The organism is Xanthomonas sp. SHU 308 (genome assembly GCF_000364645.1).
Taxonomy (GTDB): domain Bacteria; phylum Pseudomonadota; class Gammaproteobacteria; order Xanthomonadales; family Xanthomonadaceae; genus Xanthomonas_A; species Xanthomonas_A sontii.
In genome coordinates, this window is sequence record NZ_AQOK01000306.1 from 1 (window position 1) to 9,635 (window position 9,635).

Here is a 9,635-nt window from a genome sequence, read left to right on the forward strand (position 1 = left end):
CGAGTCGACGATGGACAGCGCCGAGGACACCAGCAGGTGGTCGTAGGAGCGGTTGGCGGCGCGCTGGCCGTAGTCGCGGGCGACGAAGAACAGCGCCACCGCGCCGAGCAGCGACAGCGCGCCCAGGTAACGCAGCAGCGTGCGCCGGATCGAGGGCGCCGGCGGCGCGGCCTCAGCCATCGGCGTCCGCTGCCGCCGGGTCCGGCGGCGACGCGGCCGCCTCCAGCTTGTAGCCGACGCCGCGCACGGTGACGATGCGCAGCGGCGCGTCGGCCAGCTTCTTGCGCAAGCGCCCGACGTACAGTTCGATCGCGTTCGGCCCGGCCTCGTCGTCGAAGCCGAACAGGCCGTTGCCGATCTCGTCCTTGCCCACCACCTGGCCGAGCCGGCCGATCAGGATCTCCAGCAGGCGATACTCGCGGTTGGGTAGTTCGATCGGCGTGCCGTCCAGGCTGACGCTGTGCGCGGCGTTGTCGAAGGCGAAACCGCCGAGCTGCACCACCTCGCTGGCCTGGCCGCGATTGCGCCGCAGCAACACCCGGCAGCGCGCCTCGAACTCGCGAAAGTCGAACGGCTTGCCCAGGTAATCGTCGGCGCCCACGTCCAGCGCCTGCACCCGATCCTCGATGCCGTCGCGCGCGGTCAGCATCAGCACCGGCGTGGTGTCGCCACGCTCGCGCAGACCGGCCAGCACGCGCAGCCCATCCAGCCCGGGCAGGCCGATGTCCAGCACCACCAGATCGAAGCGCTGGTAGCGCAGCACCCCGGCCGCACTCAAGCCATCGCGCTGCCAATCCACCGCATGCCCGCTGCGGCGCATGCGCCGCACGATCGCATCGGCGAGATCGGCGTTGTCTTCTACTAATAAAAGGCGCATTCGGGATGACCAGTCGTGCGGCTGTGGAAAGCCGGGATTGGGGATCGGCAAATGCCATTCTGCCGGCGGATGGCAACCCGCTTGCTTCGCGTTGGCCGCCGGCGATCAAGGTTGGGAAGACGCGCAGCATCGAGATCGCAGATCAAGGCCACCGCCGCTGCGCCCACCGACGGCGCGTTCACTGCGATTGCATGCTGATCGACGCCATGCTCGGATCCGTGGTGAAGATGAGGCGGTACAGGTAAGCGCCTGGCATGGCCGGATCCGGCAACGTCTGCATGACGATGGAATACATCGGCGTATCGACAGCGCCGGCCATGGCCTGGATTGCGGTGGAGAATTGCGCATCGCTGAGATGCGCGTTCGAGGCCGATGCCATGCAGACATGGGTTCCGCATGCGACATCCTTGAGAGCGAAACCGGGATCGGCCTCGCGCAGATAGTCGCTGAAGTTCCTCCTGTAGGTCCTTGACTTGGCCATGCCGTCGGACTCGGCCTGGCTTGCCACCTTTTGCAGGATCAGGTCGAAGTCCTTGCCGCCGATGACATGCATCGCCGTGTCGCCGTCGATCGACTTCCCGGTGAGAAACGCCATCTCCGCCGCCGCTGCCGGCGGGCGATCCTGCGGTGCAGGGAACGCTTCGGTAGTGTCGGGTGAGGTTTCCTCGGCTCCAGGCAGGTCCGTCCCTGAGCGCGCCTTGGCGCCGGCGGCGCGCGCCTCGCCCTCAGCGGCGGCAGCAGAGGCGACGGTGCCTGGCTGCGAGCGCGTGGCGGCAGGCGGCCGCTGCCAAAGCATGAACGCTCCGACCGCGAGAAGCAGGACCGACAGGCCCGCGAACACTCTACGCATGGCGACTCCGATGACGCGCGATTGAGGCCAGGCAGATGCCGCGACGCGAGGGAACGCGGTCTCCGGCTGGCCGAAAGTCCAGTGCCGATAACCTACCTAGGCTGCGCCGGTTGCACAACGACACGCGCTGCAGCGTCCGCCATCGTCGCCAGCGCGCCGGGGCCGACACGCCGGCAGCGGGCGACCGGGCGCGCCCGAAACAGTTGGCTCCCCACCGACAGGTCGATGACAGCTACGCCGCACTAGGCTGCAGCCACGCTGGCCTGCGCGTTCCGCTGCGGGCTACCGACTCATCGACGCACTGCGCGCACCTGGGAGGGTACGTGGACCTGAAGAAATTGAGCCTGTGCGGCGCTTGCGCCTGCGCCCTGTTGTCCTTGCCCGCGCTGGCGCGCGCCGCCGATGGCGACGACGACGGCCCAGTCACCGCCGAACTCGGCGGGCGCCTGCATTGGGATTTCGCCCACTTCGACAACGACAATCGCGGCACGCCCAATCCCGACGATACCGAGATCCGCCGCCTGTGGCTGGACGTGTCCGGCAAGTTCTTCGGCTTCGGCTACAAGGTCGAAGGCGATTTCGCCGGGCTGCAGGACGACTTCAACGGCAAGGGCATCGAGGCCAAGGACGTCTACATCACCCGTAAATTCGATGCCGGCACGCTCACCGTGGGCCAGTTCAAGCAGTACTTCACCCTCGACGACCGCACCGGCTCCAACTTCGGCCAGTTCCTGGAGCGCAGCGGCGCGGCCAGTACGCTGGCGCCGCTGTACCGCAAGGCGGTGTCGTGGCAGGCCGCGGGCACCGACTACACCTGGGCGGCCAGCGTCTACAGCCTGCAGAGCATCGATGTCTCCAACGTCCGCGGCCACGCGTTCGGCGGCCGCGGCACCTGGGCGCCGGACGCGCGCGACGGCGACGTGCTGCATCTGGGCCTGTCGCTGGCGCACGAGCACTACGACCATCCCGGCGCCGGCGGTGCGCCGGCGCTGAGCATCCGCCCGCGCCCGGCCGGGCACCTGTCCGACGCCAGCCGCGTCACCCTGGCGCGCTTCGCCGACGGCCGCGACACCGACGTGGACAAGTGGTCGCTGGAATACGCGCAGGTGCGAGGGCCGCTGTCGTGGCAGGGCGAGTTCAGCGGCGGGCTGTTCGACGACGGCGCGCAGCGTGCCGACGTGATGGCGGCCTACGGCTTCGTCAGTTGGTTCGCCACCGGCGAATCGCGGCGCTACGACAGCAAGACCGGGCGTTTCACCCGCATCAGGCAAGTCAATCACAAACACGGCGCCTTCGAGCTGGCGCTGCGCTACGACCGCATGTGGGGCGCGCAGCACCGCGACGGGCAGCCCGATCTGCTCGACGCCTCCACCGCCTCGTGGACGCTGGCCGGCAACTGGTACCTCAAGCCGAACCTGCGGCTGATGCTCAACCTGATCGACAGCCGCAACCGCGACCATCTGGCCGGCGTGACGCTGGACCACACGCGAGCGATCACCGGGCGCTTTCAGTATGACTTCTGAGTGCCGGGATTGGGGAATGGGGATTCGGGATTCGCAACGGCGGGATCGTGCGATGTGACGTCTGGTCGGCCTCTTTTCGGATCCCTGATGCGGGGTCCATCTTCTTTCATGCACTGCCCTGAGGAACTTCCATGCTGACCGCGCTCGGTTTCGGAATGGTCATTACCTTCATGTACCTGATCATGAGCAAGCGGCTGTCGCCGCTGGTCGCGCTGATCATCGTGCCGATCGTGTTCGCGCTGGCCGGCGGCTTCGGCACCGGCATCAACGAGATGATGCTGGAGGGGATCAAGAAGATCGCGCCCACCGGCGTCATGCTGATGTTCGCGATCCTGTACTTCGGGGTGATGATCGACGCCGGCCTGTTCGATCCGCTGGTGCGGCGCATCCTGCGCCTGGTCAAGGGCGACCCGATGAAGATCGTGGTCGGCACCGCGGTGCTGGCGCTGCTGATCTCGCTCGACGGCGACGGCTCCACCACCTACATGATCACCGTCTCGGCGATGCTGCCGCTGTACCGGCGGCTGGGCATGAACGCGCTGAACATGACCTGCGTGACCATCCTCGCCGGCGGCGTGATGAACCTGACGCCGTGGGGCGGCCCGACCGCGCGCGCGGCCACCGCCCTGCACGTGGACCCGGCCGACGTGTTCGTGCCGCTGGTGCCGGCGATGGCGCTGGCGATCGTCGGCATCCTGCTGCTGGCCTGGTACCTGGGCATGAAGGAACGCCGCCGCCTCGGCGTGGTGACGCTGCCCGGCGATGCCTGGATGGACGGCAGCGTGGCCGACGACGGCGAGGCGCTGCCCACCGTGGAGGATGCCGAGGACATCAAGCGGCCGCGGCTGCTGTGGGTGAACCTGGCGTTGACCCTGGCGCTGATGGCGGCGCTGGTGATCGGCGTGCTGCCGATGCCGGTGCTGTTCATGATCGGCTTCGCCCTGGCGCTGCTGATCAACTACCCGAACCTGGCCGAGCAGCGCCGCCGCCTGGTCAACCATGCCGGCAACGTGCTGTCGGTGGTGTCGCTGATCTTCGCCGCGGGCGTGTTCACCGGCATCCTCTCCAACACCGGCATGGTCGAGGCGATGTCGCGCAGCTTCCTGGCGGTGATCCCCGACGCCTGGGGCCCGTACCTGGCGGTGATCACCGCACTGGCGAGCATGCCCTTCACCTTCTTCATGTCCAACGACGCCTTCTACTTCGGCGTGCTGCCGATCCTGTCCGACGCCGCCAGCCACTATGGCATCACCCCGGTGGAAATGGCCCGCGCCTCGCTGGCCGGGCAGCCGGTGCATCTGCTCAGCCCACTGGTGCCCTCCACCTACCTGCTGGTCGGCCTGGCCAAGGTCGACTTCGCCGACCACCAGCGCTTCACCCTGAAGTGGGCGGTGCTGGTGTCGTTGGTGTTGATGGGCGGCGGGTTGTTGTTCGCACTGTATCCGTTGGCCGCTTGAGCGCTGCCGGGAATGGGGAATCGAGAATCGGGAATCGCAACAGCGCCTGGCTTCTCACCATTCCCGATTCCCATTCTCGATTCCCAACTCCGAAGGAGTTCAACGTGACCCTCAGAATCGCCTACGTCACCAGCGGCATGGGCAGCATCGGCACCGCGATCTGCCAGAAGCTGGCGCGCAACGGCCATACCGTGGTTGCCGGCTGCGGGCCGGACTCGCCGCGCAAGTCGGCGTGGCTGCGCGAGCAGCGCGAGCTCGGCTTCGATTTCATCGCCTCCGAGGGCAACGCCACCGACTGGGATTCGACGGTGGCGGCGTTCGCCAAGGTCAAGGCCGAGGTCGGCGAGATCGACGTGCTGGTCAACAACGCCGGCGGCAGCCGCGACATGCTGTTCCGGCAGATGGGCCGCGAGGACTGGCAGGCGGTGATCGCCAGCAACCTGCACGCGCTGTTCAACATCACCAAGCAGGTGGTGGACGGTATGACCGCGCGCGGCTGGGGCCGTATCGTCAACATCGGCGCGGTCAGCGCGCAGAAGGGCCAGATCGGGCAGATCAACTACGCCACCGCCAAGGCGGCGATGCAGGGCTTCAGCCGCGCGCTGGCGCAGGAAGTGGCCTCGCGCGGGGTCACCGTCAATACCGTCTCGCCCGGCTACATCGCCAGCGCGGCGATCAGCGGCTTCCCGCCGGACGTGCTCGATCGTCTCGCCAGTTCGGTACCGCTGCGCCGGCTCGGCAAGCCCGAGGAAGTGGCGGCGCTGTGCGCCTGGCTGGCCTCGGACGAGGCCGCCTACGTCACCGGCGCCGACTACGCGGTCAACGGCGGCCTGCACATGGCCTAGCGCCTCGCCTGCCCCGCACGGCGCCACGGTTGCGCGTGCATGCAGCGGAGACGCGAGACGTGGACCTACGCTCGACCGCGACGGATGCGCCCGCGCGCAGCCGCCGGATTCGGCAGGCAGGCATGCCGCGGCACTGCAGCCGCGGCGTGCAAAGCGCCGCGACGCCCGCCTGGCATACACTGCCGGTTCCGCTTCGTCCGTCGCGCCCGCTCCGCATGTCCGACAAACCCGAACCCGGCGCGCCCGCCGCGCGCCTGCAGATGGCCGACATCGCGCGCATGGCCGGCGTCTCCGAATCCACGGTGTCGCGTGCGCTGGCCGACAACCCGGTGGTCGCCGAACGTACCCGCGCCTACATCAAGCAACTGGCCCGCGACGCCGGCTACCGCGTCGATCCGGTCGCGCGCAGCCTGCGCTCGCGCCGCTCCAACATCGTCTGCGTGGCGGTGCCGCTGATGCACGCGCACGAGCAGCCGCTGTCGGACCCGTTCATGATGACCATGCTGGCGCTGCTGGCCGACGCGCTGACCGCGCGTGGCTACAGCATGCTGCTGTCCAAGCTGGACCAGCACCAGGACCACTGGGTCGAGGACCTGGCACGCAACAGCCGCGCCGACGGCGTCATCATGCTCGGCCAGAGCCACGAGCACGCCTCGCTCGACGCCGCCGCGCGCGGCGGCCTGCCGATGCTGGTGTGGGGCAGCCGCATCGACGGCCAGGCCTATGCCAGCGTGGGCAGCGACAACCTGCGCGGCGGCGAACTGGCCACCGCACACCTGATCGAACATGGCCGCCGGCGCATCGCCTTCCTCGGCGACGAGCAGTTACCGGAAGTGGCGCCGCGCTTCGCCGGCTACCGGCGCATGCTCGACGCGCACGGCCTGGCGTTCGACCCGCGGCTGCACGCGCGCAGCCACTTCCTCAGCGAGGACGCCTACCGCCTGACCCGCGCGATGCTGAAGAAGACCGACCCGCCGGACGCGGTCTTCGCCGCCTCCGACGTGATCGCCCTGGGCGCGATCCGCGCCCTGATCGAAGCCGGCCACCGCGTCCCCCAGGACATCGCCCTGGTCGGCTTCGACGACATCCCCCTGGCCGCCTACAGCCAGCCACCGCTGACCACCGTGCGCCAGGACTTGGCCCAGGCCGCCACCCTGCTGGTGGACGGCGTGCTGAACCTGATCGCCGGCACGCCGGTGGAATCGGTGGAGCTGCCGGTCAGCCTGGTGGTGCGGGAATCGGCGTGAGGCGGGGATAGCGCCGTCGAGAACGCGGCAAGGACGCGCACCTGTGCCGGTTGCTGCGGAGCGCGCCTCCAGCGCACCCGAACCCCAGCTGCATCACCTCCTGGCGCCCTCCCCGCGATGCCAGCGCAAATCGCGGCATCGCGGCACAATGGGTCACCAGGCTCCGACGACTCGTGCCGCATGCAACGCATTTCGCCCCTGAACATCGTGGACCTGCTGCTCGATGCGGTCTGCATCGTCGAGCCGGACAGCACCATCGTGTTCGTCAGCCCCGCCTTCGAGCGCATCTTCGGCTATACGCCGCAGGAGGTGACAGGCAAGCGCATGCTCGACATGGTGCATCCCGACGACCTGCCAGCCACGCGTGCGCAGGCCGACAGCATCACCGAGGGCGCGCTGCAGCTCCACTTCGAAAACCGCTACATCCGCAAGGACGGGCGCATCGCGCACATTCGCTGGACCGCGCGCTGGGTCGCCGACTACAGCATGCGCCTGGCCGTGGCGCACGACATCACCGAACGCAAGTCGACCGAGGCGCTGCAGGCGGCGCTCTACGGCATTTCGGAGGCGGCCCATACCGAGCAGACGCTGGAGTCGCTGTGCAGCCGCATCCACCAGATCATCGGCGAACTGCTGCCTGCCACCAATTTTTCCGTGGCGCTGTACGACGCGTCGTCGCAGACGCTGCGCTTTCCCTACCATGCCGATGAGCACCATGCCGCACCGCCCTGCCTGCTGCTGGCCGAGGCGCCGCTGCATGCCGAGGTGATCCGCACCGGCTGCACGCTCCTGCGCGCACCCTACGCCCCCATCACGCCGGCATCAGGTGGACTGGAGCAGTCCGCGCTCGCACCGCAGCCCCATTCGTGGCTGGGCGTTCCGCTGCAGACACCGAAGGGCGTTCTCGGCCTGCTGGTGCTGCTCGGCTACTCCGAACAGTCCCGCTACACCGACAAGGACCAGGCGCTGCTGCAGTTCGTGTCCACCCAGGTGGCAGCCGCCGTCGAGCGCAAGCAGACGCTGGAACGCCTGCAGCACATGGCCCAGTACGACCATCTGACCCAGTTCCCCAATCGCCAGCTGTTCCTGGACCGGCTCGAGACCGCACTGGTGCAGGCCCGGCGCGCGCGCAGACGGCTGTCGCTGTTGTTCATCGACCTGGATCGCTTCAAGGACGTGAACGACACCCTCGGCCATGCGGTCGGCGATCTGCTGCTGCAGCGCGTGGCGGGGCGCCTGCTCGACTGCGTCCGCGCATCGGACACGGTCGCCCGGCTGGGCGGGGACGAATTCGTGGTGCTGATCGAAGGCGGCCACTCGGCCGACCATGCCACGGGAACGGCCGACAGGATCCTGGCCGTCTTCGGCGAGGCGTTCGACCTGGACGGCCACCACCTGCACGTGTTGCCCAGCATCGGCGTGGCGTTCTACCCCGATCACGGCGACGACGCCCACAGCCTGCTGGTACACGCCGATGGGGCGATGTACCGCGCGAAGAAGGCCGGTGGCAATCGGATCGGCGTGGCGTCCATGGCATGAGCGACACGTCGCCAGGCCAGCGGCGTTCGTGCAAAGGGCTGGACCGCGCCGTGCGAGATCGGAGATCGCCGCTGCGGCGGCGCTTCAGTGCGCCGCGCCGCGCTTTTCCGATTCCCCATTCGCGGTTCCCCATTCCCGACGCTTCACCAACAACATCGCCACCGCGGCCGCCAGCATCAGCGCGCCGGCCAGGCGAATGACGTTGCGCGGGTCGCCCTGCAGCAGGCGGTCGTAGTACAGCGGCAGGGTCACGATCTGGATCAGCATCGGCAGCACGATGAACAGGTTGAACAGGCCCATGTACACGCCGGTGCGCTCGGGCGGGATGCTGTTGGCCAGCATCAGGTAGGGATTGCCCATCATGCTGGCCCAGGCCAGGCCGATGCCGAGCATCGGCAGCAGCAACAGCCAGCGATCGTGGATCGACGGCAGCACGCACATGCCGATACCGGCGGCGACCAGGCAGGCGGCGTGGGTGGCCTTTGGGCCGAACCGCCGCGCCACCGGCACCATCGCGAACGCGGCCAGGAAGGCGACGAAGTTGTAGAAGCCGCCGATCTGCCCGTTGACCAGGCCGGCCTCGCGGAAGCCGTGCGAATCGGCCGCGGTGGTGCCGAACAGCGTGGTCGACAGCGACAGCACGATGTACTGCCAGTAGCAGAACATCGCATACCACTGGAACAGCATCACCGGCGCCATCTGCCGCATCGTCGGCGGCATCTGCCGCACCGCATCGACGATCTCGCGCAGCGTCGCCAGCGGCCCGACCGCGGCGCTGCACAGGCGCTGCAGCTCCGCCGCCGGCAGCACCGGCTCGCGCACGCTGCGCGCGGTGAGCAGGATCGAGGCGGCGGAGAAGCCCGCACCGATCGCGAACGCGGCGATGGTGACGTAGGGAATGTGGTGGGCGTTGGCCGCGTCCTGGTTCATGCCCAGCCACACCAGCAACGGCGGAGTGACGTAGGCCAGGGTCTGGCCGAGGCCGGTGAACGCGCTCTGGGTCAGGTAGCCCAGCGGCCGCTGCGGCGGCGCCAGCACGTCGCTGACCAGCGCGCGGTACGGCTCCATCGCCACGTTGTTGGCCGCATCCAGCATCCACAGCAGCGCCACCGCCATCCACAGCGCCACGCTGAAGGGCATGGTCAGCAGGCACAGACTGCACACCAGCGCGCCCACCACCATGTACGGCATGCGCCGGCCCCAGCGCGTCACCGTGCGGTCGCTGAGCACGCCGACCACCGGTTGCAGCACCAGCCCGGTGATGGGGCCGGCCAGCCACAGGTACGGCAGGGTGGCG

Annotated in this window: 8 protein-coding genes and 1 pseudogene; 5 read left to right on the forward strand and 4 right to left on the reverse strand. The window is 68.7% G+C overall.

Features of this window, described 5'->3' with window-relative positions; all coding sequences use genetic code 11:
- The 3 genes and pseudogenes from D588_RS24485 to D588_RS0110825 all read right to left on the reverse strand — a co-directional run.
- A pseudogene (locus tag D588_RS24485) lies at positions 1 to 180 on the reverse strand (sensor histidine kinase); the annotation flags it as partial.
- The gene (locus D588_RS0110820) at positions 173 to 877 is read right to left on the reverse strand and encodes a response regulator transcription factor (protein WP_026143589.1); all 705 of its coding nucleotides are present in this window, start codon (positions 875 to 877) and stop codon (positions 173 to 175) included. The gene D588_RS0110820 and the pseudogene D588_RS24485, both read right to left, overlap by 8 nt.
- Before the next feature lie 178 nt (positions 878 to 1,055).
- Entirely contained in the window at positions 1,056 to 1,727 is a 672-nt protein-coding gene (locus D588_RS0110825) for a hypothetical protein (protein ID WP_017915983.1), read from the reverse strand.
- Positions 1,728 to 2,050: 323 nt separating this feature from the next.
- Here D588_RS0110825 and D588_RS0110830 point away from each other — a divergent pair, with 323 nt between their 5' ends.
- From D588_RS0110830 to D588_RS0110850, 5 genes are all read left to right on the forward strand, one after another.
- Positions 2,051 to 3,250: a porin gene (locus tag D588_RS0110830; protein WP_043084410.1), complete on the forward strand. Its 1,200-nt coding sequence runs from the start codon at positions 2,051 to 2,053 to the stop codon at positions 3,248 to 3,250.
- A 131-nt stretch (positions 3,251 to 3,381) separates the two neighbouring features.
- Positions 3,382 to 4,707 (forward strand): CitMHS family transporter, encoded by a 1,326-nt coding sequence (locus tag D588_RS0110835; protein WP_017915985.1) that lies wholly within the window; start codon positions 3,382 to 3,384, stop codon positions 4,705 to 4,707.
- 104 nt (positions 4,708 to 4,811) lie between these two features.
- A complete protein-coding gene (phbB, locus tag D588_RS0110840) occupies positions 4,812 to 5,552 on the forward strand; it encodes an acetoacetyl-CoA reductase (protein ID WP_010344527.1) in 741 nt (246 codons plus the stop codon).
- Positions 5,553 to 5,767: 215 nt separating this feature from the next.
- A complete protein-coding gene (locus D588_RS0110845) occupies positions 5,768 to 6,799 on the forward strand; it encodes a LacI family DNA-binding transcriptional regulator (protein ID WP_017913223.1) in 1,032 nt (343 codons plus the stop codon).
- Positions 6,800 to 6,979: 180 nt separating this feature from the next.
- A complete protein-coding gene (locus D588_RS0110850) occupies positions 6,980 to 8,338 on the forward strand; it encodes a diguanylate cyclase (protein WP_017915986.1) in 1,359 nt (452 codons plus the stop codon).
- Positions 8,339 to 8,422: 84 nt separating this feature from the next.
- On the opposite strand, the gene D588_RS24490 is transcribed toward D588_RS0110850, so the two are convergent.
- The coding region (locus tag D588_RS24490) for an MFS transporter (protein ID WP_017915987.1) at positions 8,423 to 9,635 on the reverse strand (1,213 nt) is incomplete at its 5' end.